Origin of the sequence: Streptomyces sp. NPDC057280 (assembly GCF_042668605.1) — a bacterium.
In the GTDB taxonomy this organism is placed as follows: Bacteria; Actinomycetota; Actinomycetes; order Streptomycetales; family Streptomycetaceae; genus Streptomyces.
The window spans coordinates 773,106-797,718 of sequence record NZ_JBHUYR010000002.1 but is presented as its reverse complement, the minus strand read 5'-3'; the positions used below and the strand labels follow the sequence as shown (position 1 = coordinate 797,718).

The following is a 24,613-nucleotide window of genomic DNA, read 5'->3' as shown; positions in this document are numbered from 1 at the left end:
AGGCACGACCATGGCGGGACCCGTCCTGGAAATGCGCTCGATCGTCAAGACCTTTCCCGGCGTCAAGGCGCTCTCGGACGTCACACTGACCGTCCGGCAGGGCGAGGTCCACGCCATCTGCGGGGAGAACGGCGCCGGCAAGTCCACCTTGATGAAGGTGCTCTCCGGCGTCCATCCGCACGGCACGTACGAGGGCGAGATCCTCTTCGAGGGAGAGGTCTGCGAGTTCAAGGACATCCGGGCGAGCGAGGCGCGCGGCATCGTCATCATCCACCAGGAGCTGGCGCTGGTGCCCTACCTCTCCCTCGCGGAGAACATCTTCCTCGGCAACGAGCACGCCTCGCGCGGTTTCATCGACTGGCGCGAGACCCTGCGGCACGCGAGCGAGCTGCTGCGCCGGGTGGGGCTCAGTGAGCACCCCGAAACGCGGGTCGCTGACATCGGTGTCGGGAAGCAGCAGCTGGTGGAGATCGCCAAGGCTCTCTCCAAGAAGGTGAAGCTGCTGATCCTGGACGAGCCGACCGCGGCCCTGAACGACGAGGACTCCGGCAAACTCCTGGATCTCATCCTGGAGTTGAAGAAGCAGGGCATCACCTCGATCATCATCTCCCACAAGCTCAACGAGATCCGCAAGGTGGCCGACTCCGTCACGATCATCCGGGACGGCAAGACCATCGAGACCCTCGATGTGAAGTCCGAGGAGACCACCGAGGACCGGATCATCTCCGGCATGGTCGGCCGCGACCTGGACCACCGCTTCCCCGAACGCACCGCGTACGAGGGCGAGTCGGACGCCGCTCCGGCGCTGGAGATCCGCGACTGGACCGTGCACCACCCGATCGACCAGCAGCGCAAGGTCGTCGACGACGTGTCGATCCATGTCCGGCGCGGCGAGATCGTCGGCATCGCGGGCCTGATGGGCGCGGGCCGCACCGAACTCGCGATGAGCGTCTTCGGCCGCTCCTACGGGCGGCACGCGGGCGGCACCGTCCTCAAGGACGGCAAGGAGATCCGGACGAAGTCCGTCGCCGAGGCGGTCGACCACGGCATCGCCTATGTCACCGAGGACCGCAAGCACTACGGCCTCAACCTCATCGACACCATCAACCGCAACATCTCGCTGAGCGCGCTCGGCAAGGTGGCCAAGCGCGGCGTCGTCGACGAGCACCAGGAGCGGCAGGTCGCCGAGGGCTTCCGCAAGTCCATGAACATCAAGGCGCCGACCGTCTTCGAGCCGGTGGGCAAGCTGTCCGGCGGCAACCAGCAGAAGGTCGTCCTCAGCAAGTGGATCTTCGCCGGCCCCGAGGTGCTGATCCTGGACGAACCCACCCGAGGCATCGACGTCGGTGCCAAGTACGAGATCTACACCGTCATCGACCAGCTGGCCGCGCAGGGCAAGGCGGTCGTCTTCATCTCGTCCGAGCTGCCGGAGCTGCTCGGCATGTGTGACCGCATCTACACGATGGCCGCCGGGCGGCTGACCGGCGAGTTCTCCCGCGCCGAGGCCTCGCAGGAATCGCTGATGCGCCAGATGACCAAGGACAAAGAGGTAACCCGATGAGCACGGATGTGACCGCCAAGACGCCGGCCCCGGCGCCGCCGGGCAAGAGCGGATCGGCCTCCGGCGAGAACCTGCTTCAGTTGATGCTGGACGGCCTGCGCCGCAACATGCGCCAGTACGGCATGCTGATCGCCCTCGGCCTGATCGTCGCGCTCTTCGCGGTGTGGACCGACGGCGACCTGCTGCTGCCGCGCAACGTCTCCAACCTGGTCCTGCAGAACAGCTACGTCCTGATCCTCGCGATCGGCATGATGCTGGTCATCATCGCCGGCCACATCGACCTGTCGGTCGGCTCGGTCACGGCGTTCGTCGGCGCGTTCGCGGCCGTACTGACCGTCCAGCACGACGTGGCGTGGCCGCTCGCGGTGGTGCTGTGCCTGGTGGTCGGCGCCGGTGCGGGCGCGGCGCAGGGCTTCCTCATCGCGTATCTCGGCATACCCTCGTTCATCGTCACCCTCGCGGGCATGCTGGTCTTCCGCGGCTTCACCGAGATCCTGCTGGAGGGCCAGACCCTCGGCCCGTTCCCGAGCGGCCTGCAGAAGATCGGCAACGGCTTCCTGCCGGAGACCGGCCCGGAGACCAACTACCACAACATCACGCTCCTGCTCGGCCTCGCCCTGATCGTCTTCGTGGTCGTCCAGGAGGTCCGCGACCGCAGGCGCCAGCAGGAGTTCTCCCTCGACGTGCTGCCCAGGAACCTCTTCCTGCTCAAGCTCGTCTCGATCGTCGCCGCGATCCTCGTCGTCACCATGCTGCTCGCCAGCTACAAGGGCGCCCCGATCGTCCTGCTCATCCTGGGCGGCCTGGTCGTCGGCTACGGCTACCTGATGCGCAACTCGATCTTCGGCCGGCACATCTACGCGATCGGCGGCAACCTGCCGGCCGCGAAGCTGTCCGGTGTGAAGGACAAGAAGGTCACCTTCCTGGTCTTCCTGAACATGGGCGCCCTCGCGGCCCTGGCGGGTCTGGCCATCGCCGCGCGCCTGAACGCGGCGTCGCCGAAGGCGGGTCTGAACTACGAACTCGAGGCCATCGCCTCGGCGTTCATCGGCGGCGCGTCGATGAGCGGCGGTGTCGGCACCGTGCTCGGCGCGATCATCGGCGGTCTCGTCCTCGGTGTTCTCAACAACGGCATGAACCTTCTCAGCGTCGGCTCCGACTGGCAGCAGGTCATCAAGGGCCTCGCCCTGCTGGCCGCGGTCGGGTTCGACGTGTGGAACAAGCGCAAGTCCGGCTCGTAGCACACAGGTTGACCGGTCGGGCCCCGTCGGAAGGCGGGGCCCTTCCCATGGGAGGAGACATCCGGTGAAGGAACTCTTCGGCAAGCTCACCGACGGCACCGACGTCCACCGCTGGTCGCTGGAGAACGGCGGCACCCGTATGCAGGTCCTGTCGTACGGCGGGATCGTGCAGTCCCTGGAGGTCCCCGACCGGCACGGCCGGTACGCGAACGTCTCCCTGGGCTTCGACCACCTCGAGGACTACGTCACGTCCAGCCCGTACTTCGGCGCGCTGATCGGCCGGTACGGCAACCGCATCGGCAAGGGCCGGTTCACGCTGGACGGGGAGACGTACCAGCTCTCCGTCGACGACGGCGAGAACAGCCTGCACGGGGGCGAGGCCGGGTTCGACACGGTGGTCTGGGACGTCGAGCCGTTCCAGCGGGGCACCGACGTCGGCCTGCGGCTGTCGTACACCTCCCCGGACGGCGAGATGGGCTACCCCGGCACGCTGACGGCGCGGGTGACGTACACCCTCACCGCCGGGGGCGACTGGCGCATCGACTACGAGGCCACCACCGACAGGGCCACGGTCGTCAACCTCACCAACCACGTCTACTGGAACCTCGCGGGCGAGGGCAGCGGCACGATCGAGCACCACGAACTGACCATCCCCGCCGCTCACTTCACGCCGACGGACGCCGGTCTGATCCCGACCGGCGAACTGGCACCGGTGGACGGCACGCCGTTCGACTTCCGCGAGCCCAAGCCGATCGGCAGGGATCTGCGGACCGGGCATCCGCAGCTGCTCGCGGCGAAGGGATACGACCACAACTGGGTGCTGGAGAAGGGGAGCACGGCGGAGCCGGAGCACGTGGCCACGCTCCGGGACCCGGACTCCGGCCGCGTGTTGAGGATCGCCTCCACCGAGCCGGGGATCCAGTTCTACTCGGGCAACTTCCTCGACGGCACGCTGGTCGGCCCCGCCGGCCGCACCTACCGCCAGGGCGACGCCGTGTGCCTGGAGACCCAGCACTACCCCGACTCCCCGAACCACGAGGACTTCCCGTCGACCGTGCTGCGGCCCGGGGAGACCTACCGGTCCACGACCGTGCACTCCTTCCCCTCCTGACACTCCTTCACAGGTGGGGCACAACTTCTTACCGATTTCTCAGCGGTTGAACAGTGCCCCGCCGGCCTTCGTATGTATGAGCGGCCCGTGCTCCCCCGCGCGGGCCACCCAAAGACGACGGACCCGGCCGTCCCCACCGGGTCCGCCCCATACGGAGGTTCCATGGCCGAGAACGTCACCTCGCTGTTCCGCAGCACCGCGGCACACAGCCCGTCCATGGCGGCGCTGACGCGGGCAGCGGGAGACGGGGCCGGCCCGATCGACTTCTGTATTCCGGTGAACCCCTACTTCCCCACGCCGGGGATGTGGGACGAGATGGCCGGCCGTCTGCGCGACATCATCACGTACTACCCGTCCAGCGCCGACACCATCACCGCCGAACTGTGCAACCTTCTCCAGCTCCCGCCGCAGGCCGTGGCGATGGGGAACGGCTCCACCGAACTGATCACGTGGATCGACCACTTGCTGGTCCGTGAGTCCCTCGCCGTCCCCGTGCCCACCTTCGGCCGGTGGACCGACCAGCCCATGGAGACCGGCAAGCGGGTCGACATGTTCCCGCTCCAGGAGTCCAGCGGCTTCGCCCTCGACCTCGCCCAGTACGCCGAGTTCATACGGGCCCGCGGCACCCGGGCGGCCGTGATCTGCAACCCCAACAACCCCGACGGCGGCTTCCTCCACAAGCACGCGATCGTGCAGTTCATGGACGCGATGGCCGACCTCGACCTGATCGTCATCGACGAGAGCTTCCTGGAGTTCGCCGACGCGGAGGCGGAGCCGAGCGTGGTGCAGGAGGCCATGCTGCGCCCGAACGTGATCGTGCTGAGAAGCCTCGGCAAGAACTTCGGGCTGCACGGCATCCGCTTCGGCTACCTGGTCGCCAACCCGGCGCTCGCGGGCCGCGTCCGCTCGATGCTGCCGAAGTGGAACCTCAACGCCTTCGCCGAGTACGTGGTGTTCATGCTCAAGGAGCACGGCGCCGAGTACGCGCAGAGCCTCCAGCAGGTCCGCCGGGACCGCCTCGACATGTCGAGCCAGCTCTCCGCCCTTCCCGGTCTGACCGTCTATCCCTCCCAGGGCAACTTCCTCTTCGTCCGCCTCCCCGTGGGCGCCGAAGGCACCGTGGTCCGGGACCGGCTGCTCTCCGAGCACCGGATCCTGGTCCGCGAGTGCGGCAACAAGATCGGCTCGTCCAGCCGCTTCCTGCGTCTCGTGGTGCGCCCCCAGACGGACGTGCGTCGCCTGGTGTCCGCGCTGGAACAGGTGCTCTACGGGACCAGGAGGGGAGCCGCCGTGCCCGAGCTGGCCACCGGGACCAGTTACAGCTCGGGTACGGCGGCCGTGGACCGCCTGATGAGCAACGGGGTCGGTATGCCGCTGGCCGCGCAGGCCATGGCGGCGGCACCGGTGCCTGCGGCGCCCGTGCCGGTACCGGCGGCGCCGCAGCCGGTCGCCGCACAGCCGCTCGCCCCGCAGCCGGTCGCCGCACAGCCGGTCGCCGCACAGCCGGTCGCCCCGCAGCCGGTCGCTCCGCAGCCCCAGCCGATGCCCATGCCGACGCCGGTCGCCCCGCAGCCGATGCCGATGCCGGTCGCTCCGGCGGCTGCCGCTCAGTCGCCCTACGGAGTGCCCGCCGGCGGGCTCACGCCGCCCGGGGTGCCCGCTCGGGGCGGGCTCACGGCGGCGCAGGTCCGGGGGACGAACGGGTTGACGCCGGCGCCGGCGCAGGGCTGGCCGAACAGCGGTGCCGCCTGGCCCAATGCGGCGGGGGCATGATGCACAGGTAGTTGACAGCCCAACTGCTCTTGTACAGAGATCAAATATTGGGCATAGTCCGTTCACACGGTGTCGACGACGCGAACTCCCCCCACGCTCAACCCCCTTCGCCCCACAAGGAGTTCAAGCATGCCCAAGCTCAGACATCTCGCCGTGCCCGCCCTCGCCGCCGGGGCCCTCGTGGTCGGGACGGCGGGTTCGTCCTTCGCCGCCGACATCTACACGGCCAGCTCCAGCAACTCCTGTGGTGCCGCGTACTTCTACGACGACGGCGACACCTTCAAGATCCTCGACGTCTGCACGGACGGCAAGGGCGTGCGCCTGCAGTACACCAACCCCACCACCGGCAGCCCGCACACCAGCGACACGAAGATCCACGTCGACTACACCGGCGGCTACACCGGGTGGAGCATCTCCAACGCGTACATCTACGACACCGACATGAACGAGGCCGCCTGCTTCTACTTCCGCGTCGGCCACGTCGACGACGGCGCGTACGTGAGCGGCTCGTACGGCGCCTGGAACTTCGCCTGCGCGGCCAACTGACGTACGTCGCGCCCCCGTCCCGATCGGTCGGAACGGGGGCGCGTCCGATTGCGTCACCGTGATCGCGGCACGCGCCACGCGTCGAGCAACTCTTCCGGACCGTACGCCGCTTCGAGCCCGGAACAGCTGACCCCGTTGCGGGAGACCGCCACGAGCGGCACGGGCTCGTCGGTGATCGCGGCGCGGTGCTTGAGCAGCGCGGCCAGGTCGTGGCGGTCGAACGCGGAGTTCTCCAGCCACTTCACCGAGCCGAGGAAGAGGAGTTCCTTGGCCACAGGCTGTCGGTCGGCGCCCACGAGGTCGATCCCGATGTCGTTGCCGCGGGTCCAGTACCCGCCGATCGCGGGGGCGGCGGGGAGCGGCCCGTCCGGCAGGAGGCGGGCGAGGGATTCCCGCACGAGAGGCTCGATCGCGCGGCCCCGCCAGGTCGTCCACTGCTCCCTGATCCGGCTCAGTGTGAGGTCTCCCCGCATCCGTTCGATCTCCGCCATGTGCGGATCGAGGAACGCGAGCCAGATGTCTGTCTCGCAAGGAACTTGACGGTCCCTCACTTTGCCGAACTGACAGCCCATCAACAGCAAGCACTCCTAGGGTGCCGTGTTCATGACAGAAACTTCGGAAGCAACCCCCACCCCGGTCGGGCGCCGCACCGTTCTGCTCGCAACCGGCGCCACGGCAGCGGCAGTTGCCGTGGGCACCGCAGTGCCCGAGGCCCCCACAGCCGACGCGGCGGACGCCGCCCCCGTCGCCGCGGCGGCCGTCTGCACCCTCACGAAGGAGATGACCGAAGGCCCCTACTACCTGGACGGCGCGCTCGTCCGCTCCGACATCCGCGAGACGAAGACCGGCTTCGTGCTGAAGCTGGCGCTCACCGTCGTCAACGACGACACCTGCGCGGCGATCCCCAACGCCCTGGTGGAGATCTGGCACGCGGACGCGCTCGGCGAGTACTCCGGCTACGTCGGCAACAACGGCCACAACGAGTCCGACAACGGCACGTTCCTGCGGGGCGGCGTCCTCACCGACTCCGGCGGCGTCGCCACCATCACCACGGTGTATCCGGGCTGGTACCGGGGCCGCTGCGTCCACATCCACGTCAAGGTCCACACGGGCGTGACCCTCACCTCGGACGGCTCCTTCACCGGCGGCACCGAGGTCCACACCGGCCAGCTCTTCTTCAACGAGACGATCACGTCGAGAGTGGGCGCGCTCTCCCCGTACGCGGCGAACACGGTCACCCGCACCACCCTGGCCCAGGACTCGATCTACGACGACGGCGGCGCCGCGTCCGGCCTCCTGACCCTCACAGCACTCGGCAGCTCCCCGTCGTCGGGGTACACCGGGACGCTGACGCTGGGGGTGGAGGTCTGACCCGGCACGCGAGCGACACGGCGGCCGCTCCCTGCACACGCGCAGGGGGCGACCGCCTCGCCCTGACGGCCCGCGCCGGCGTCAGGACTCCGGGCACTCCTTCCACGCCAGGTGGTACACCGTGCTGATGTCCCCGTCCGTCGAGTCCATCGTCATGAAGCTGACCTTGTTCGCGGACGTCGAGCCCGCGGCCACTCTCAGCTCCGTGTTGATGTTGAAGTTGCGCTGGACGCCGCAGGGCGCCCAGACCAGCTGGGCCCAGTCGGTCGTGTCGGTGGCCTGCCAGTTGTCGTTGTAGGGGCCGTTGAAGGGGTGGGAGCGGGACGCGGTGTTCGGGGAGCCCTGGAAGTAGTACGAGGCTCTCTGGGTGCCGGTCGCGCCGGACTGGAGGGCCGCGAAACCGCGGTAGTCCGCGCTCGCGATGGCGTAGGTGAAGCCCTGCGGGACGTGGACGATGAGGTTCAGCTGGCAGTTCTTGCGGAACGCCGTCGGGTCCGAGCCGCCGCCCGCCTGGGCGAGGTAGTCGCTGTACGTCACCGTGAAGGCCGTGTTGTCCTCGGAGACGGCGACCGCCGTCGTCCCGGCGGGGCAGCCGCTGCCGTTCACGGTCGCGACCTTGATGACGATCTTGTCCGGCGGCGGGTCCTCGAACCCGCCGGACGACGTGGCGGCCTGGGCCGGCAGTGCCGTGGTGAGCAGAGCGGCCAACGCACCGCTCAGCAGGAGCCCACGAGTCATGGTCTCTCCGTAACCGTTGGGGGGTGGCTGATGTGCCAACCGGACGGTAGGGACAGACCGACACCGCCGACAGGATGAACTCAAGCCATTCACACCTGCGGTTTTCACATCATCTTCACAGTTTCCGAACGCCGCTGACACGTGCGGCAGTTGGCCGTTCCCGCCGGCTGGTCATTCACAGCGGCACACGGCTCCACGTGCCCGCTCTCCGCCGCCGTCTCCCGACGGTGGGCGCGGATCGCGTACGTGAGGGCCGCGGCCCACACCGCGTACAGCACGACGTACACCACCGTGCTCACGCCGTCGCTCGCCGCGAGCCAGTCGCTCTTCAGCAGCGTGCGGACGTTCGTCACGATGATGACTCCGCCCACCGCCGAGCCCAGCACCCGCGGCGGCAGCAGGCGGACCAGCCAGGCGGCGACCGGCGCGGCGACGACGCCGCCGAGGAGGAAGGCGAGGACCCACGTCCCGTCGAGGCCCTGGGAGCCGAGGGAGACGAGGAAACCGAGGCTCGCCGCCAGGGCCACCAGGAACTCGCTGGTGTCGACCGAGCCGATCACCTTGCGGGGTTCCATCCGGCCGCTCGCGAGGAGGGCGGGCGTGCCGACCGGGCCCCAGCCGCCCCCGCCGGTCGCGTCGAGGAACCCGGCGACCAGGCCCAGCGGCGCCAGGAACCGCTTCCGCAGCGGCCGGCCGAGCCGGTCCTTCGGCAGGCCGCGGAAGGTGAAGCGGGACATGACGTACAGGCCGAGACCGAGCAGGATCAGCGACATCGCCGGCGCCGCGACCTCCGTCGACAGCGCCGAGAGGACCGTCGCGCCCAGGAAGGACCCCACCGCGCCCGGCACACCGATCTTCGCGACGACCTTCCAGTCCACGTTGCCGAAGCGCCAGTGGCTGGCCCCGGACATCAGCGTGGTACCGATCTCGGCGAGGTGGACCGTCGCCGATGCCGCGGCCGGATTCGTCCCCATGGCCAGCAGCAGCGTGGTCGAGGTCACGCCGTAGGCCATGCCGAGGCTGCCGTCCACGAGCTGGGCGCCCAGGCCCGCGAGGGCGAGCAGTATCAGCGTGCGCATAGGGGGAGGTTCCGTCCGTCGTCCACGGGAGGCGACGGTAGGGCGTCAAGCTGGGTACAGCCTTGGACCCGGATGAGGACACTCACAGGGACCGGCCGGAAATGCCCTACGGGTTCTCCCAGGCCGCCGGCTCCGCCGCCAGCTGCTGCACCGGCGTCGGCAGCGCGTCCGCCGCGATGTCCGCGATCGTCACGCCCTCCAGAATGCGGCGCACGTTCGCCCGCAGGGCGATCCACAGGGGCAGCAGGGGCTGGGCGGAGCCCGTGTAGGCGAGGCCCGTGGGCCGTTCGCCCCGTACCGACACGATCGGGCCGTCGACCGTCCGGATCACGTCGGCCACCGTGATCTCGGCCGCGTCCCGGGCCAGCGTGTAGCCGCCGTTGCCGCCGCGCCGGCTGTCGACGACCCCGCCGCGGCGCAGGTCACCGAGGATGCCTTCGAGGAACTTGTGCGGAATGTCCTGGGCGAGGGCGATGGCCTCCGCCTTCACGGGAGTCTTCACGGCCCCTTCGCCCTGTCGTACGGCGAGTTCGAGTACCGCTCGTACCGCGTAGTCCGCCCGTGCCGAGATCCTCATGAGGACCATTGTGAGGCGTGCCGCCCCGGGCATGGAGAATGGTCCCTCACTCGCGTCCCGGGAAACGCAGGCACAACAGGAGGCGACGCTCGCGTGGAGCTCAGCAGACGAACTTTCAGCACCCTCGCCGGTACGGCCGCGCTCGGCTTCGCGCTGACCGGCAGCGGCGGTGTGCTGCCGTCGCGGACGGGGCCCCGCGTCGTGCCCACGGGGCCGCCGCCGGCCCCGCCCGTCGCGGACGGCGCCGTGCACACGGTCGGCCACGACCGCTACTCCCTGCTCGTCGACGGCCGGCGGCTGGCGCTGTGGCCGGGCGAGATGCAGCTGTTCCGGCTGCCGAGCCCGTCGCTGTGGCGGGACGTGCTGGAGAAACTGCGGGCGCACGGCTACAACGCGGTGACCGTCTCCGTCGCCTGGAACTACCACTCCCCCGCCCCGGGCTCGTACGACTTCACGGGCGTCCGCGACCTCGACCGCTTCCTGCGCACGGCCGCCGCCACCGGGCTGTACGTCGTGCTGCGCCCCGGCCCCCACCTCGGCGCCGGCATCGACGCGGGCGGCTTCCCCGGCTGGCTGACGGCGACCGAGGGACGCGCCCGGACCACCGACCCGGCCTATCTGGCGCACGCCGACGAGTGGCTGACGCGGGTGAACGCCATCGCCGCCCGGCACCTCTACACCAAGGGCAGGGGCACGGTCCTGCTGTACGAGCTGGAGAAGGCACCGGACACCGCTTACGTCACCCACCTCCGCAAGAAGGTCCGGGCCGACGGCATCGACGTACCCCTGTCCGTGCCGCAGACCCCCCTCAGCCGGCTCCACCGCCCGGCCCTGGCGTACGGCGGGGCGTCCTGGGGCTGGCTGCCCGCCCCGCAGGCCGCTGCCACCTCGTACGACGGCGACGCGGCCCTCGGCGCGGGGCGGCTGCCCGGCGCCGCGCTCGCGCCGGTCCACCAGCTCGGCCAACTGCTGCGGACCGTACCGGACTTCGCCAAGCTGGACCGCAGGCGGAACGTCGCCTCCCCCGGCGGCCGGCTCGAGGTGGAGCACCTGGTCAACCGGGACACCGACGCCCAGACCTACGTCGTGCGCAACGACTCCGCCAAGGCGGTGTCCACCCCGCTGCCGCGCGCCGGGATCGAGGTGCCGGTCAACGTCCGGGCCGGTGACACCAAGGTGCTGAGCACCCAACTCAGGCTGGGCGGGCGGACGTTGAAGTACGCCACCGCCCAGCTCATGCTGTTCGTCTCCGCCGGGCGGCAGGACATCGCCGTGTTCTCGGGGCGGTACGGCGACATGGCCCAGGTCGTCGTGGAGTGCCCGGAGGAGCCGACGGCGACCCGGCTCGACGCGGAACCGGCGTGGATCTACGACCGCGGGCTGCTGCGGGTGACCTGCCCGCTCGGTGTCGGTGAGCTGGCCCGCGTGAAGGTCGAGAACGGCGGCTCCGACCGGCCGTTGCTGCTGCTGTTCGCCGACGACACGACCGCGCTGCGGCTGTGGCCGTACGAGACGCCGTCCGGGTCGGTGCTGGTGTACGGCCCCTCGCTGGTGCGGGACGTCCGGCTGAAGGACGACACGGTCCATCTCACCGGCGACACGACCAAGTTGACCGGCCTGGAGGTGTGGGGTCCGCGCGGCATCGAGCAGGTCACCTGGAACGAGCGGCCGGTGCCCTCCCGGATCAGCGCCACGTTCAGTCTGCTCGCCCTGAAGCCCCTGCCCGGCCAGGGCCCGGTGCCGCTGCCGGCCCTCGGCGGCTGGCGGCGGCAGGACGAGAACCCCGAGTCCGCACCGGACTTCGACGACTCGGCGTGGGTCGAGGCCGACAAGAAGACCTCCTTCAGCACCACCCCCGTCCCCGAGGGACAGCCCGTCCTCTTCGCCGACGACTACGGCTTCCACTACGGCGACGTCTGGTACCGGGGACATGTCACCGACGCCGAGGGCCTCGATGCCGTCTCCCTCGGCTACAGCACCGGCACGCAGGGGCTGTTGATGGCCTGGCTCGACGGGAAGCCGCTCGGCACGCACCGGATGCCGGTGCCGGACGCCGGGTCCGCGCGGAAGGGCACCTGGACCGGCACGGCCACCTTCGACGTACCGAAGAAGCTGCGCGAGCGCGGGAAGCATGTGCTGTCCGTGCTCGTCCGGCGGATGGCACACGACGTGGACGACACCTCCCTCGACACCCACAAGGCGGCCCGCGGACTGACGTCGGCGCGCTTCAAGGGGGCGTCCGCGAAGGTGAGTTGGCGTCTCCAGGGGTCCGGTGCCGTCGACCGTGTGCGCGGGCCGCTCAACAACGGCGGGCTGTACGGCGAGCGGGAGGGGTGGCACCTGCCCGCCTTCGACGACCGGGCGTGGGAGGCCGTGAAGCTGCCGCGCGCCGACCGCCGCCAGGGAGTGACCTGGTACCGGACCGGCTTCCGGCTCTCCGTCCCCACCGGCGTCGACGCCTCGATCGGACTCACTCTCGACGACGACCCGAAGCGTGCCTACCGGGTGCAGGTCTTCCTCAACGGCTGGAACCTGGGCCAGTACGTCAACGACGCCGGCCCCCACCGCCCCTTCGTCCTGCCGAACGGCATCCTGCGCACCCGGGGCACCAACTCCCTCGCCCTGGCGGTCCTTTCGGACGGCACGACGGAGGCGGGCCCCAGGGACGTACGGCTGACCCTGCTGGGCGCGGCGGCGGGCGGGGTGCCGGTGGAGGACGTCTGAGCCGTACCCCGCGTCCGGCGGCAGCCCTCTAGGCCAGGCGGATCACGTTCCACGACAGCGGTTCGAGTACGGCGGTCAGGGTGCCGTCCGTGAGGGCGGTGCCCTCGACCGTGTGCGGGGCGACCCGCTCCGGCTCGGCGAGGGTGTTGCGGGCGTCCGGATCGGCGTCGGCGAGGGCGCTGTGCTCGACGACGGACGTCAGGTTCAGGGCGCCCAGGGCGACTTCGAGGGGCAGGGCCCGCGTCCGGCCGCGGTTCACGGCGAAGACGGTGACCGAGCCGTCCTCCGCGCGCACGGCGGTGGCGTGCAGCAGGTCGGTCTCGCCGTACTTCTCGGTGGGGTACGTCGGGGAGTCGACCCGGACGTCGAGGACTTCGCCGCGGCCGTACCGGGCGGCCTGCGCGAACGGGAAGAACGTCGTCTGCCGCCAGGCGGGGCCGCCCGGCTCGGTCAGGATCGGGGCGATCACGTTGACGAGCTGCGCGAGGCAGGCGACGGTGACGCGGTCGGCGTGCCGGAGCAGGGCGATGAGGAGGGAGCCGAAGACGACGGCGTCGGTGACGCTGTAGTTGTCCTCCAGCAGGCGGGGGGCCTCCGCCCAGTCCCGCGCGTCCGAGTTCTCGATCTCGTGCCACTTGGAGATGTACCAGACGTTCCACTCGTCGAAGGAGAGGTTGATCTTCTTCTTCGACTTCAGCTTCGCGCCGATGTGGTCGGCGGTCGCGACCACGTTCTCGATGAAGGACTCCATGTCCACGGCGGAGGCCAGGAAGGAGTCGATGTCGCCGTTCTCGGGCTGGTAGTAGGCGTGCAGTGAGATGTAGTCGACGAGGTCGTACGTCTCGGCGAGGACGGTCGCCTCCCACTCGGCGAACGTCGGCATGGACTGGCTGGAGGAGCCGCAGGCGACGAGTTCGACGTTCGGGTCGATCATGCGCATCGCGCGGGCCGTCTCGGCGGCGAGGCGGCCGTACTCCGTCGCGGTCTTGTGACCGGTCTGCCAGGGACCGTCCATCTCGTTGCCGAGGCACCAGAGCTTGATGCCGAAGGGCTCCTTGTCGCCGTGCGCGGCACGGAGCTCGGCGAGGGCCGTGCCGGAGGGGTGGTTGGCGTACTCCTGGAGTTCGAGGGCTTCGGCGACGCCGCGGGTGCCGAGGTTGAGGGCCATCATGGGCTCGGCCTGCGGGCCGACCTTGCGGAGGAAGCGGATGTACTCCGACAGACCGAAGCGGTTGGTCTCGGTGGAGCGCCAGGCGAGGTCGAGGCGGCGGGGGCGGTCCTCCACCGGGCCGACGCTGTCCTCCCACTTGTAGCCCGAGACGAAGTTGCCGCCGGGGTAGCGGATGGCGGTGACGCCGAGTTCGCGGACGAGGTCGAGGACGTCCTGGCGGATGCCGTCCTCGTCGGCGGCGGGGTGGCCGGGTTCGAAGATGCCGGTGTAGACGCAGCGGCCGAGGTGTTCGACGAAGGAGCCGAAGAGGCGGGGGTCGACCTCGCCGACGGTGAAGGCGGGGTCCAGGGTGAAGCGGGCGGTGTGCATGGTCGCCTTTCAGGGCTTGTTCGGCATTTCGAAAGATGCTCGCAAACTCGAACGGAACCGTAGAAAGGAAGCCCTTGCCCGTCAATCGTTCTCGCTTACTTGAACCGTCATCGGAACCCATGACGTGAGCACTCCCCGCCGCGTACTCTCGGACGAACTGCCGTGCGGTGGTGAGAAGGGGGATCGATGGACATCGCGGGCGCGCGCACCAGAGCGGGGCGGATCGCCGCAGCGCTGCGGCGGGCGAGAAGCGGTTCCGCGATGCGTGATCTGGCGGGCGAGCTCGGCGCCGCCGTGCGGGCCAGGCCGCGGCCCCCGGCCGGGGTGCACGAGGTGTGCCGGGCCCTGTGCGAGGCGATGAGCGTCCGCCGGGGCGGGCGGCCCGTGGAGCTGCGCTTCGAGCGGTTTCCCGACGAGATCGAAGTGACCGGCCTGTGGGTGGAGTTCCAGGACTTCGACCTGGTCATCGTCGAGGAGCGGGCCGAGGCGGTGCAGCAACTGGTCATCCTCGGCCATGAACTGTGGCATCTGCACGCCGGGCACCGGCACGGGGTGGGCCCGGCCGCGGCCCGCGCGCTGGCGGGCGAGCCCGACTGGAAGGACGCCCTGACCGTCGCCGCCCGTGACGGCTCCCGGCAGACGGACGAGGCCGAGGCCGACGACTTCGGACACCGGCTCGCGGCCGTCTTCCGGCCCTATCTGTCGAGCCACGGCGGCCGGCAGCCCCTCGCACCGCTGGAGCGGTCCCTGGGCTATCGCGGACGCCGGGGCACGGACCGGTGAGCGACAGCACCCTGGCCGCCGGAAACCTCCTCAGCGGCATGTACGTCTCCTTCTGGCTGCCCACCGCCGTACTGACCGCCGCCCTGGCGATCAAGCTGCCCAGCATCCTCAAACTGTGGCGGGACCCGCTGTTGCGGGCCGTCGGCGGCCTGCTGCTGTTCGCCTGCGCGGTGTTCGTCTTCGCGGCCCCCTCCACCATCGCCTGGACCAACCGCGTCACCGGCGTCCCCAACATCGCCGCGCCCTGGGTGTACTCGCTGCTGACCGCGCTGTGCGCGTCCTGGCTGCTGCTGGTCGTGCACTGGCGCAACGGCCGTACCGAACGCCACGCCCAGACCCGCCGCGCGACCCGCTGGGTGATCGCCGTGTACGCGGCCGTCGTCGCCGCGCTGTGGATCCTGTTCGCGCTCGCCGACGTGCCCGTGGAACAGATCCGGGACCTGGACACGTACTACGCCTCGACGCCCTTCATGCGGGAGCTGATCCTCCTCTATCTGACCGCGCACACCGTGGCCAGCCTGGTCACGTCCCGGCTGGTGTGGAACTGGATCCGCACCGACGGCCTCGACGCCTGGCTGCGCTGGGGACTGCGCTTCCTCGGCATCGGCTTCGCGACGAACCTGCTGTTCAGCGCGGCCAAGCTCACGGCGGTGGCGGCCCGCTGGACCGGGCACGACCTGGACTGGCTGAACACCAACGTGGCGCCCTCGGCCGCCTGCATCGCCGCCACGTTCGTCGCGGTCGGCTTCATCGTGCCGCACGCCGGCCAGTACCTCCAGGAGCGCTGGCTGGTCCGCCGCCGCCACCGCGGCCTCGCGCCGCTGGCCCGCCTCATGCGGACCGTCGCGGGCAGCCGCGAGCCGCTCGGCCTGCGGGCGACCCCCGAGATGCGGCTCATCCGCCGCGAGACGTTCATCCGCGACACCCTCCTCCAGCTCGCCCGCCGCCTCGACGAGAGCCTGCGGACCCGGTCCTACGACGCCGCCCTCGCCCTCGGCTTCCCACCCGGCCGCGCGCAGGCCCTCGCCGCCGCCGTGACGATCCTGGACGCGGTGGAGGCCGAGCGCTCCGCTGAGAGCGCGGTGACGGGTCGTCGGTCCGCTGCGGAGCCGTCGTGGCCGGTCGCGCAGTCCCCCGCGCCCCTTCAGGGCGTTGCCGACACCACCTACCTGCTGCAGGAGATCCAGGCCGTGTCCCAGGCCCTGCGCAAGCCCGAGGAGATCAAGGCGGTACGCGCCCGCGCGGCCGTCCCGGCAGAGAGCATGTCCGCGCATGAGCGATAGTTCCTCCCCTGTCAGAGTCGCCGTCGTACTCGGGGGATCCCACACCGGCATGCTCGCGGCCGCCGCCCTGGCCGGGCTCGCCGAGCGGGTCGTCGTCGTCGAGCGCGACGAACTGCCCGTGGCGCCCGCACCCCGCAAGGGGCTGCCGCAGGCCCGGCACGCCCACATGCTGTGGTCGGGCGGTGTGCACGCGCTGGAGAAGCTCCTCCCGGGTGTCACCGCCGAACTCCGCGCCGCCGGGGCCCGCCGGGCGCCGGTCACCACGGACATGGTCGTGCTGTCGGCGCACGGCTGGTTCCGCCGCTGGCCGGAGTCCCACCACGTCGTCCTCGCCGGGCGCGACCTGTTCGACGCGACGCTCAGGGCCCGGGTCCTCGCCGACGAACGCGTCGAACTCCTCGACGGCACCGAGGTGTTGGAGCTGGCCGGCAGCTCCGAGGCGGTCACCGGGGTACGGGTCCGCGGACGGGACGGGCAGGAGCGGACCCTCGACGCCGGGCTGGTCGTCGACGCGAGCGGGCGCGGCTCCGGGGCGCCGCGCTGGCTCACCGGCCTCGGACTGCCGGCGCCGGAGCAGCGCGAGGTCGACTCCGGCCTGGCCTACGCGAGCCGGCTCTATCTCGCCCCCGAGCAGGCCCGTGACGGCTTCCCGGTCGTCAACGTCCAGTCCGACGCCCGCGGCGACGGTCCCGGCCGCGCCGGCTTCCTGCTGCCCATCGAGAACGGCCGCTGGATCGTCACCCTCAACGGCACCCGCGGCGGCGAACCGACCTCCGCGAACGCCTCCGGCGACGACTTCGCACGCTTCGCCCGCGAGGAGCTGCGCCACCCCCTCATCGGCCAGCTCCTCGCCCGCGCCGAGCCGTTGTCCGAGGTGGCGTTCACGCGGACGACGGTCAACCGGCGGTACTTCTACGAGCGGATGCCGGCCTGGCCCGACAACTTCACCGTCCTGGGCGACGCGTTGGCCGCGTACAACCCGGTGTACGGACACGGGCTGGCCGTGGGGGCGCAGAGCGCCGTGATCCTCCGGGATGTCGTACGGCGGCACGGCTGGGGGGCGCCGGGGGTGGCCCGTCGGGTGCAGAAGGCGGTGGCCCGGCCGGTGGGGGCGGCGTGGGACCTCGCGACCGGGCAGGACGTGTTCTATCCCGGGGCGACGGAGGAGGGGCCCACGGGGCGGGACCGGCTCGTGGCCGCGTACGTGGATCGGCTGATGTACACGGCCACGGGGAACGGGCGGATCGCCCGCCGGGTGACGGATGTGACGTCACTGGAGCGGCGGGCGGAGGTGCTGCTCAGTCCGGGGGTGTTGCTGGCGGCGGCGGTGGGGCCGTTGAAGCCGGCCCTCACCGCTCCGCCGCTGACCGCCGAGGAGCTGAAGCGGGCGGGTCTGCAGTGACCTCCCCCGCAGCGCGGCGGGTGCTCAGACGTACGGCATGAAGGTCGCCACGAACAGGTTCTGCCCTTGGCCGTCCGCGGCTTTGCCGAAAGTGCCGCAGACACCTGCTCGGTCAAGGCAGTCGAAGTTCTCGTACGTCTGGACCGTCACGCCGTACCCGGGGTTCTCCCGCGGGAAGTCCCCGGCCAGGAGCAGCGGCTCCGAGACGCCCGGACGCGTGGTCCATCCGGCCGCCCGCAGCGCCGCCTCGATGCCCTCGACGGGGTCGTCCGGTGACGACACCGAAATGAGGGCGTACGCGTTCTCCCAGTCGTTTCCCGGACTCGCACCGTTCCCTTCGGCCAGGATGCGCACCTGTCCCGACTCGACGGTTCTGACCACATCGGCAGGCACCCCGGGCAATTCCATCCAGTCGCGAAGGAGAATCCACCCGGCGGCCAGGGTGACGGCGGTCAGCACCGCTGCAGCAATACGGATCACGCCCGCCTTTTGCCGCATCATCCACACCCCCTCGCGACGCTGGAGCAGAATCCGCCCGCATCGCCGTACTGAGTAGCCGGCAGCGATGATACCCCGAACTGTTCGGACATCGACCGGCCACTGCTGGACAGGTATTTCACATTCGCGTCGTACCGCGCCGACCTCCTGGAAAGGATCGGACTGGATTGCACCAGGCTGTCCCCCGGCACCCGGAGACGGGCGGCCTGGTCGTCACTGAGCGAATACCCGAGATACGCCTGTTTCTTACTGGCACCCGAACTGATGTCGACCTTCAGCTTCAGCACGGCGACCGAGATCGCGAATTCCTCGTTCACCGAGAGCGCCTGCCGGATCACATCCAGCGAGACCTTCTTGAAATCGTCGTACCCGGCCTTCACCAGCACATCGCGGGCGGTCGCCGATTTCATTTGGACGGGACCGACGCTCGGGTCCTTGCCCACGGCACGCTGGGTCCATTTCCCCAGCGCGGAAAGTGCCACCTTCGCCAGGGATGACAGCGAATTCGGCCATGCCGTGTAGAATGGCTGCTCCTGCATGAGCAGCGCCATGACGAGCGTCTCGTCGACGTTGTACTTCCGCGCGTACGCGATTCCGTAGGCGACGGTCTGCAGGTTGAGCTTCTTCGCGTCGGCGGCACTTCCCTTGTACGTGGGTGTTCCGATGACAGGGGTCAGATCCGCTCCGCCGCCCTTGGAGACGACGGTGCCCTTGGCCGGGTCGGCCAGTCCTGTCTTCGGGTTGTACCCGACGGACTTCTGGACCGCCTTGGAGCAGTTGGCCAGGGCGTACTGGCAGGAGTTGGGCCTCGATCCGATCTCCAGGCCGGTGGGGTCCGCGAAGGTGGCCGGGTTGTTGTTGGCGTAGCTGTAGCCGTTGAGGGACTGGTGCTGGTCGAGCGTGAGCTTCGGGTCGACGCTGATGAACCGGCCGGTCGCCGGGTCGTACTCACGGGCGCCGATGTGCGTGAGCCCGGTGTCGTCGTCAGCGGTCATCCCGAGGAACGCCTTGTCGTCCACCCAGGTACCGGTCCCGCCTTGGCGGGACTCGCCGAAGGGGGTGAAGTACCGCTTGTTGACGGCGAGATCGGTGGCGGCGAGCGCAAGGGTGGAGGTGCCGTGGGAGTCACCGGCAAGGAACGACACCTTCTCGGTGCCGGACTCGTTGCTGCGGACGGCGATCTGCGTCGAGCCCGCGCTGTAGTAGCGCTGTCCCCAGATGTCACCGGTGGCCGCATCGTAGTGGACTTCGGTGGCGCCGAGGTAGAGGACGCTCTCGCCGGCCGTGTTCCGGCGCACCAGCAGGTTGCCGTCCGCGTCGTAGACGTATCCGGTCTCGGCGCCGGCCTCGGTGAGCGAGTCGAGTTTGCCCTCACTGTTCCAGGTCAGGGTCTGGGTGGTGGTGCCGTCGGGGCGTGTGGTGGTGGCGCCGGTGCCGCTGTACTCGTACTCCTGCGCCGCCGTGAGGCAGTTGCCGCTCGTGGTGGTGGCCTTGAGGGCGTGCGGGGTGTCGGAGTCGTAGCAGTAGGTGTCGGTGGTGGTCGCCCCGGTCGTGGCGTGCTCGGTTTCCGTCTGCCGCAGTCCGGAGGCGTTGTACGTGTACGACGTCCAGTACGGGGAGGCCCCGCCGAGGTTGCCGCTGGTGCGGCCGGAGGTGGCGCAGTCGTCGGTCTTCGGGGTCCAGGCCTCGGTCAGGCGGCGGTGACCGTCGTAGGCGAAGCACTGGTTGTCGGCCTTGCCGGCGCCGCCCAGCAGGGTCGGGTCGGCGATCGACAGGACGTTGCCGGCCTCGTCGTAGTCGTACTGGAGGTCGTGGAGCATGTAGGCGTGTGCCGTGTCCGTGACCTTCGACTCGGTGAGCCGGCCGGTGCCCTCCTCCCAGGTGTTGGTCACGTACGCCTTCGGGGTGTTCGCCGCAGCCGACGCGCCCAGGGTGAGCTGTTCGGTCTGGCCGAGCGCGGAGTAGGAGGCGCCGAGCAGATAACCCGACGTGCCGGACACGGTCTTGGGCAGGGCCGAGTCGGTGTAGGTGGTGGAGATGTACTCGTCGTCCAGGCCGCCCGCGGCGGGCTCGTAGCTGGAGGCCACAGTGCCGTCGACGTTGTAGTCCGTCTTGAAGGTCAGCGTGGCGGCGACGGCGCCGGAGGTGACGAGCGGGTCGTCGGACGGCAGGCTGAGTGACGACTCCGTGGCCTTGTAGAGGCTGTCGTAGGAGACGATCGCGTCGGTGTAGGCGTCACCGCCGGTACCGCCCACGTACCGGGTCGTGGAGTCCAACTGACCCTTGGCCAGGGTGTCGTAGGCATACGCGATCAGCTTGTTCGCGTCCGACACCGACGTCTGGTAGGTCGCCGTGGGGCGGCCGACCTTGTCGTAGGTGTACAGCAGCTTCTGGCCGCGGGCGTCGGTCGTGGTCTCCTTCTGGTCGAGGGCGGTGTAGGTGGTCGCGGTCGTGCCGGTGTCGGGGTCTGTCGCCGAGGTCTGGCGGCCGAACAGGTCGTAGCCGTAGGACCACTGCTCGCCGTCCGGACCGGTGACCGTCTTCTGCTGCCCGTCCCGGGTGTAGGTATACGTGGTCGAGGTGTACGAGCTGCCGGTCGGTGAGGTGCCCGCGTACTCCCGGCGCTCGGTGGTCCGGCCCTGTGCGTCGGTGATCACCCGGGTCGCGGAACCGCCCGCCACGGCGGACGTCGCTGTCTCGTCCCCGGTATACGAGGTCGTCGTGGACCACTGCGCCAGGCCGCCGGTCAGGAACGTGGACCTCGTCGGCCGTCCCGCGCCGTCGAAGACGGTCTCGGTCTGGCTGGGCGCCTCACCGTACTCGGCGCGGGTGTACGTGCCGTTGGGCTTGCTGGTGGTGTCGTAGATGTCGGCGAACGTCTCGTACGCCAACCCCCGTGTGTCATAACGGGTGTCGGTGAGCAGACGGCCGTCGGTGGCCGCCGGGGACTGGACCTGGAGCTCCCGCAGCAGGGCGTCGTAGATCGTGTAGGTGGTGTCGTACGACGTCCCGTCCCCCTTCAGCTTCGACGTCGACGTCCAGGACTGCTCGTCATTGCTCACGTGGTAGGCGAACGTGAGGTTCGCCCCTTGGCCCCCGTCCTTGGAGCGGTTGGGCAGCCACACCGCGGTGAGCCGGCCGAGCGCGTCGTAGGTGAGATCGGTCTTCTTCAGGTTGGCGTCGTAGATCTTGACGGGCTGACCGGTGGCCGGGTCCGGGTAGGTGTACGTCGAGTGCCCGACGGCGTTGGTGACCTTGGTGCGGGTCAGCGGGCCCGCCGCGGTCGGGGTGTACGTGGTGGTCGTGGTGTTGCCGCCCGCGTCCGTGGCCGTCAGGGGCCGGCCGAGGGTGTCGTACGTCGACTTCGTCGTGGTCTGCCAGGTGGTGGGATGGCGTTCGCCACTGGTGACCGAGGCCGGGTAGGCCGTGGCCCGACCGGTCCAGGACGGCTCGCCCTTGGTGGGGGTCTGGGAGGCCGTCCAGGCGGTGGCGGAGGTGTTGTCGTAGACCGTCGCCGTGTCGGACAGCACATCTCCACGGCTGTTGCTGTTCGTGGGCAGCGACAGGTCCGTTTCAGCGGCCGAGCAGACCCTGCCGACGGTACGGGTGCGGGAGACAAGGGAGTTGATGCCCTTGGCGGTGTTGCGGGCGTACCAGGTGCGGGTGCAGGTCTGGTCGTCGTCGACGGCCGTGTCTCCGCTGTTCTGAACCGTCGTCGCCATGCCGTAGGCGTCGTACGTCGTCTCGGTGGCGGCCGTGCGCCAAGTGTCCGTGTCGGTGAGGTAGGTGTGGGTGGCGGTCTGCGCGGTGCGGACGAAGTAGGACTCGATGTCCGCGTAACTCTTGTGCTGGGTCGCCGTCCTGGACTTCCACGGGGTGTTCACCGTGACCGCGACGGGGGTCGAACCGTCGTAGGTGATCTGTTCGCGCAGGAACCCGGCGTACGGCTCGGAGTCGGCGATGTCGGCCACGGTCAGACCGTTCGGCTCAAGGCCCGCCTCGGTGACCGAGCGGGTGCCGGATTCCGTCTTGTCGCCGTCCATGCCCCGGAGGTACAGGGAGACCTTCCTGGACTGGGTGACGTCCGAACTGCCGGTGTACTCGGTGACCTTGCGGTAGCCCCGCCACTGCGACCAGGTGCGCTCGTCGGACGGGGTCAGCGGGTCGTCGTTGTGGTGCCAGCCGGGGCCGGAGTACTCGTAGGAGTGCTCGACCGCCTCGTTCTGGCCCGTCGGATCGGCCTCAAGGACAGCGGTCACCCGGTACTTGTGGAACCAGTCGAGCGACGCCTCGTCGGAGCCGTTGATGTTCCAGTACACCGGATAGCAGGACAGGCTGTTGTCGTCCTCCGCGGCCGGCATGGCCGAGCCTCGCACACACTCCGGCTCGGAGAAGGTGACGTCCGTGATGCCACCGGTCTCGGAGGTGATCGTCTCGATGCGGGGGCGGGTGAGGGGGAGGATGTCGTCGGTCGCGTCGACCCGGTTCTCCCGCATCTGGTACGTGAAGGTGACCGGGTCCAGGCTGACGTCGTCCCCGTTCCTGCCGGTGAAGGTCAGGGACTTGAGGGTCAGGGTCTGGTCGGAGGTGTCGCCGATGTCGCCGCCGTCCAGGAACTGCTGGGTCAGCTTCCAGGAGTCGACGGCCGTGTAGGCGCTGGTCGACGCCGACCAGGTGTAGGTGTCGATGCCCGTCAGGCGCTTGCGGGTGAAGAAGGCCGGGGACGGGTTCTCCTCGCAGTCGGCGTCGGCGGCGCAGATCGCGTCGAAGGGGACGTCCGGCCAGTTGTCGGAGGTGCCGTCGTTCAGGGACGAGCAGTCGTCGGCGGTGCAGCGCTCGCTGTAGTCGAAGGTCACCTTGGCCGACGCGTCGGCGGTGAAGAGGGTGTCGGAGCGCTGCCCGTAGAGGATCTTGGTGAGGTAGCCGCCGCGGGTGTAGGTCGCCGTCGCGGTGTCGGCGCCGTTCCTGGCATAGGAGTTGGACTCCTTGGTGTACCAGTACGTCATCGCGTTGCCGTGCGTGTCCTCGACGTAGTCGAGGTTCCAGCGCCAGGCCTGGGTGCAGTACGCGGACGCAAACGTCGAGTCGTAGCACGGCTCACCGGAATCGTCGCCGAACACCGGCACTGTCCACACCGAGTTGGTGCGCTCGCCCCCCGCGCCGGACAGCTTGTTGAGGCCGAAGACGTACTTCTTGCCGTCACCGGTGACGACGGTCCAGTACTCGCCGTTGTTGTCGCCGTTGTCGGCGTCCGTGGAGTGCGTGACGGTCGACGCGTCGTCGTCCTTGAGCCGCCACTGGCCGGTTGTGTCGTCCTTGACCAGCTCGGTCGACCTGCCGTTCAGGACGAGCGAGGCGTTGTCGTACTTCCAGCACTGGTCGTACTTCTGGTCGTGCCCGTCGTCCTTGCAACTGCCGTAACTGCGCTCGATGTAGGAAGACGTCAGGTCGAAGCCCTCGCCGATCTGCGTGGCCTGGTTGTTCGTGGACGCCGTCTTGCCGTCGATGCTGCCCGAGTCGTACGACAGGGTCAGCGGCGGCTGCGGTCCGGCCGCGGCGGGCGGTGTGGTGATGCCGTAGGACCAGGTGAAGGAGCCGGAGGAGCCGCCCGCCGACCAGGTCGAGGAGGGGGAGAGCGGGGTCGCGGTGTAGTCACCGGAGCCGGAGGCGGAGGCGCCGGAGCCGGCGGTCACGGCGAGGACGGTCGCGGAGGCGGTGCCGGTCTCGCGCACCAGCTGGGTGGAGACGCCCGTGTCGTCGCCGGTCAGCTCGACGGTCGCCGAGAGCTGCTGGGCCTTGATGTTGTTGGCGGAGTCCAGCGGGGTCTGGGTACGGCACTTCGCCTTCTCCGGAGTGGTCAGGGCACACGCCGGAAGTTCGACGAGGCGGAGGCGGCCCGCCCAGCCACCGCCATAGGCAGAGGCGAACTCGCCGTAATCGAGGGAGACTTCGGCCTTGCCGGAACCGGCGACGGACAGCAGGACGCCGGAAACCCCGGCTGCCTCGGTCGCCTTGCGGGACAGGACCTCGACGGCGGCGCTGCCGCTCCCAGCCTTCAGCGATATCGGCAGGCCGCCCGGCTCGGCCTTGGCCGCCTTGCCGGTGGAGAGGTCGAAGGCGGCTTGGCCCGCCTTCGGCCAGGTCGCGTCCTGCTCGGCACGCGCCCGCATGGCCTGCGCCTGGTTCTCCGCCTTGGCATCGGCGACCTTGGCCCGCGCCTTCTTCGCTCCGAGGCCGTCGACCTCGTACACCTCGCTGACCCGCTCCTTCTGGGTCGCGAGCCTGCCCAGCGGATCCGCGCCAGCCGCGAAGGCCATCGGTGTCAACAGCGAGGCCATCAGCGTCCCGGTGACAGCGACCAGTCCTGCTCTCCATATGGATGATGT

Annotated in this window: 16 protein-coding genes and 1 pseudogene; 10 read left to right on the top strand and 7 right to left on the bottom strand. The window is 69.8% G+C overall.

Going from position 1 to position 24,613, the window contains the following annotated elements; all coding sequences use genetic code 11:
* Nucleotides 1-10: 10 nt before the first annotated feature.
* The 5 genes from mmsA to ACFUO4_RS14050 all read left to right on the top strand — a co-directional run bounded on the left by mmsA (nucleotide 11) and on the right by ACFUO4_RS14050 (nucleotide 6,232).
* On the top strand, nucleotides 11-1,561 hold the full coding sequence (gene mmsA / locus ACFUO4_RS14070) for a multiple monosaccharide ABC transporter ATP-binding protein (protein ID WP_079309746.1): 1,551 nt from the start codon (nucleotides 11-13) through the stop codon (nucleotides 1,559-1,561).
* A complete protein-coding gene (gene mmsB / locus ACFUO4_RS14065) occupies nucleotides 1,558-2,802 on the top strand; it encodes a multiple monosaccharide ABC transporter permease (protein ID WP_079309745.1) in 1,245 nt (414 codons plus the stop codon). The genes mmsA and mmsB overlap by 4 nt, the downstream gene beginning before the upstream one ends.
* A gap of 64 nt (nucleotides 2,803-2,866) precedes the next feature.
* The gene (locus tag ACFUO4_RS14060; protein WP_383483857.1) at nucleotides 2,867-3,913 is read left to right on the top strand and encodes an aldose epimerase family protein; all 1,047 of its coding nucleotides are present in this window, start codon (nucleotides 2,867-2,869) and stop codon (nucleotides 3,911-3,913) included.
* 162 nt (nucleotides 3,914-4,075) lie between these two features.
* Complete coding sequence (locus ACFUO4_RS14055) at nucleotides 4,076-5,686, top strand: pyridoxal phosphate-dependent aminotransferase (protein ID WP_383483854.1); 1,611 nt, start codon at nucleotides 4,076-4,078, stop codon at nucleotides 5,684-5,686.
* 129 nt (nucleotides 5,687-5,815) lie between these two features.
* Nucleotides 5,816-6,232, top strand: a complete 417-nt coding sequence (locus tag ACFUO4_RS14050; protein WP_079311547.1) for a hypothetical protein — start codon at nucleotides 5,816-5,818, stop codon at nucleotides 6,230-6,232.
* 53 nt (nucleotides 6,233-6,285) lie between these two features.
* Here the strand turns inward: ACFUO4_RS14050 and ACFUO4_RS14045 are convergent.
* Nucleotides 6,286-6,747: pseudogene (locus tag ACFUO4_RS14045) on the bottom strand (DUF234 domain-containing protein); the annotation flags it as partial.
* Between the two features lie 88 nt (nucleotides 6,748-6,835).
* On the opposite strand from ACFUO4_RS14045, the gene ACFUO4_RS14040 reads away from it, so the two are divergent.
* Nucleotides 6,836-7,603 (top strand): intradiol ring-cleavage dioxygenase, encoded by a 768-nt coding sequence (locus tag ACFUO4_RS14040; protein ID WP_383483851.1) that lies wholly within the window; start codon nucleotides 6,836-6,838, stop codon nucleotides 7,601-7,603.
* Between the two features lie 81 nt (nucleotides 7,604-7,684).
* On the opposite strand, the gene ACFUO4_RS14035 is transcribed toward ACFUO4_RS14040, so the two are convergent.
* The 3 genes from ACFUO4_RS14035 to ACFUO4_RS14025 all read right to left on the bottom strand — a co-directional run bounded on the left by ACFUO4_RS14035 (nucleotide 7,685) and on the right by ACFUO4_RS14025 (nucleotide 9,997).
* A complete protein-coding gene (locus tag ACFUO4_RS14035; RefSeq protein WP_383483848.1) occupies nucleotides 7,685-8,341 on the bottom strand; it encodes a DUF4360 domain-containing protein in 657 nt (218 codons plus the stop codon).
* 104 nt (nucleotides 8,342-8,445) lie between these two features.
* Nucleotides 8,446-9,420 (bottom strand): sulfite exporter TauE/SafE family protein, encoded by a 975-nt coding sequence (locus ACFUO4_RS14030; RefSeq protein WP_383483845.1) that lies wholly within the window; start codon nucleotides 9,418-9,420, stop codon nucleotides 8,446-8,448.
* A 106-nt stretch (nucleotides 9,421-9,526) separates the two neighbouring features.
* Complete coding sequence (locus ACFUO4_RS14025; protein ID WP_079311550.1) at nucleotides 9,527-9,997, bottom strand: Rrf2 family transcriptional regulator; 471 nt, start codon at nucleotides 9,995-9,997, stop codon at nucleotides 9,527-9,529.
* 93 nt (nucleotides 9,998-10,090) lie between these two features.
* Here ACFUO4_RS14025 and ACFUO4_RS14020 point away from each other — a divergent pair, with 93 nt between their 5' ends.
* Complete coding sequence (locus ACFUO4_RS14020; RefSeq protein ID WP_383483841.1) at nucleotides 10,091-12,721, top strand: beta-galactosidase; 2,631 nt, start codon at nucleotides 10,091-10,093, stop codon at nucleotides 12,719-12,721.
* 28 nt (nucleotides 12,722-12,749) lie between these two features.
* Here ACFUO4_RS14020 and ACFUO4_RS14015 read toward each other — a convergent pair whose 3' ends face one another.
* On the bottom strand, nucleotides 12,750-14,261 hold the full coding sequence (locus tag ACFUO4_RS14015; RefSeq protein WP_383483838.1) for an alpha-N-arabinofuranosidase: 1,512 nt from the start codon (nucleotides 14,259-14,261) through the stop codon (nucleotides 12,750-12,752).
* A 186-nt stretch (nucleotides 14,262-14,447) separates the two neighbouring features.
* Here ACFUO4_RS14015 and ACFUO4_RS14010 point away from each other — a divergent pair, with 186 nt between their 5' ends.
* From ACFUO4_RS14010 to ACFUO4_RS14000, 3 genes are read left to right on the top strand one after another with little or no spacing between them, the layout of a single operon-like run.
* Nucleotides 14,448-15,044, top strand: a complete 597-nt coding sequence (locus tag ACFUO4_RS14010; protein WP_383483835.1) for a toxin-antitoxin system, toxin component family protein — start codon at nucleotides 14,448-14,450, stop codon at nucleotides 15,042-15,044.
* A gap of 38 nt (nucleotides 15,045-15,082) precedes the next feature.
* Nucleotides 15,083-16,327, top strand: coding sequence for an MAB_1171c family putative transporter (locus ACFUO4_RS14005; RefSeq protein WP_383485673.1), 1,245 nt, complete (start codon nucleotides 15,083-15,085; stop codon nucleotides 16,325-16,327).
* Complete coding sequence (locus tag ACFUO4_RS14000; RefSeq protein ID WP_383483832.1) at nucleotides 16,317-17,729, top strand: NAD(P)/FAD-dependent oxidoreductase; 1,413 nt, start codon at nucleotides 16,317-16,319, stop codon at nucleotides 17,727-17,729. The genes ACFUO4_RS14005 and ACFUO4_RS14000 overlap by 11 nt, the downstream gene beginning before the upstream one ends.
* 24 nt (nucleotides 17,730-17,753) lie before the next feature.
* Here the strand turns inward: ACFUO4_RS14000 and ACFUO4_RS13995 are convergent, their stop codons facing one another.
* Complete coding sequence (locus tag ACFUO4_RS13995; RefSeq protein ID WP_383483829.1) at nucleotides 17,754-18,209, bottom strand: hypothetical protein; 456 nt, start codon at nucleotides 18,207-18,209, stop codon at nucleotides 17,754-17,756.
* A gap of 17 nt (nucleotides 18,210-18,226) precedes the next feature.
* The gene (locus ACFUO4_RS13990; protein WP_383483827.1) at nucleotides 18,227-24,565 is read right to left on the bottom strand and encodes an RHS repeat-associated core domain-containing protein; all 6,339 of its coding nucleotides are present in this window, start codon (nucleotides 24,563-24,565) and stop codon (nucleotides 18,227-18,229) included.
* Nucleotides 24,566-24,613: the final 48 nt, after the last annotated feature.

Bases quoted from the DNA above. Each gene is read 5' to 3' on its own strand.
- ACFUO4_RS14025 (WP_079311550.1), bottom strand. From the start codon at position 9,997: ATGAGGATCTCGGCACGGGCGGACTACGCGGTACGAGCGGTACTCGAA.
- ACFUO4_RS14050 (WP_079311547.1), top strand. From the start codon at position 5,816: ATGCCCAAGCTCAGACATCTCGCCGTGCCCGCCCTCGCCGCCGGGGCC.
- ACFUO4_RS13990 (WP_383483827.1), bottom strand. From the start codon at position 24,565: ATGGCCTCGCTGTTGACACCGATGGCCTTCGCGGCTGGCGCGGATCCG.
- mmsA (WP_079309746.1), top strand. From the start codon at position 11: ATGGCGGGACCCGTCCTGGAAATGCGCTCGATCGTCAAGACCTTTCCC.
- ACFUO4_RS14055 (WP_383483854.1), top strand. From the start codon at position 4,076: ATGGCCGAGAACGTCACCTCGCTGTTCCGCAGCACCGCGGCACACAGC.
- ACFUO4_RS14010 (WP_383483835.1), top strand. From the start codon at position 14,448: ATGGACATCGCGGGCGCGCGCACCAGAGCGGGGCGGATCGCCGCAGCG.
- mmsB (WP_079309745.1), top strand. From the start codon at position 1,558: ATGAGCACGGATGTGACCGCCAAGACGCCGGCCCCGGCGCCGCCGGGC.
- ACFUO4_RS14005 (WP_383485673.1), top strand. From the start codon at position 15,083: ATGTACGTCTCCTTCTGGCTGCCCACCGCCGTACTGACCGCCGCCCTG.
- ACFUO4_RS14040 (WP_383483851.1), top strand. From the start codon at position 6,836: ATGACAGAAACTTCGGAAGCAACCCCCACCCCGGTCGGGCGCCGCACC.
- ACFUO4_RS14035 (WP_383483848.1), bottom strand. From the start codon at position 8,341: ATGACTCGTGGGCTCCTGCTGAGCGGTGCGTTGGCCGCTCTGCTCACC.
- ACFUO4_RS14030 (WP_383483845.1), bottom strand. From the start codon at position 9,420: ATGCGCACGCTGATACTGCTCGCCCTCGCGGGCCTGGGCGCCCAGCTC.
- ACFUO4_RS14000 (WP_383483832.1), top strand. From the start codon at position 16,317: ATGAGCGATAGTTCCTCCCCTGTCAGAGTCGCCGTCGTACTCGGGGGA.
- ACFUO4_RS14015 (WP_383483838.1), bottom strand. From the start codon at position 14,261: ATGCACACCGCCCGCTTCACCCTGGACCCCGCCTTCACCGTCGGCGAG.